The 604-nt window shown below is 77.2% G+C and carries 1 protein-coding gene; it reads left to right on the top strand.

Annotated elements, in window-relative coordinates; genetic code table 11:
• Window positions 1-168: 168 nt before the first annotated feature.
• On the top strand, window positions 169-604 hold a 436-nt coding region (locus AC2W7G_RS18090; RefSeq protein ID WP_485869650.1), incomplete at its 3' end, for a hypothetical protein.

Here is a 604-nt window from a genome sequence, read left to right on the forward strand (position 1 = left end):
CGAGCCGGGGCCGCAAGCCCCCCGGTCGCCGAGGCCGCGCCCGTCCGGGCCTGACGCCCGGCCTCCGCTCCCGACCGTGGAGCGGGCGGGGAGCGCGCGTGGAGAACGCGTGGATCGACGCTCCGTAGCGTGGACGACGTCCCCAGCAGAACCCCCGAAGGAGCACCGATGAGCCGCCGAGTCCTGGTCGCCCTCGCCGCCGTGAGCGGCGTGCTCGCCCTCGGCACGGCCCAGTTCTCCTCGGCCGCCTACACCTCGCAGAGCGCCAGCACCGCCACCGTCGCCGCCTCCTCGGACTGGACCCGCCCGACCGTCACGGTGAGCGCCCCGGCCACCGCCACCGGCACGGTCACGGTCACGGCCACGGCGACGGACGCCGAGTCGGGCGTCGCGTCCGTGCAGGTGCAGGTGCGCCCCCGCCCGGCGGCGACTGGACCACGGTCTGCACCCGCACCGGCGGCAGCGCGACCTGCTCCTACGACACCACCACCGGCGCCGACGGCACCTCCGAGGTGCGTGCTCTGGCCACCGACGCGCCGGCAACACCGGCACCTCGGACGTCGCGCGGGTCACCGTCGCGAACCGCGCCGCCGTCACGCTCGCC

The organism is Aeromicrobium sp. PFPM2_SD2, from assembly GCF_057364525.1.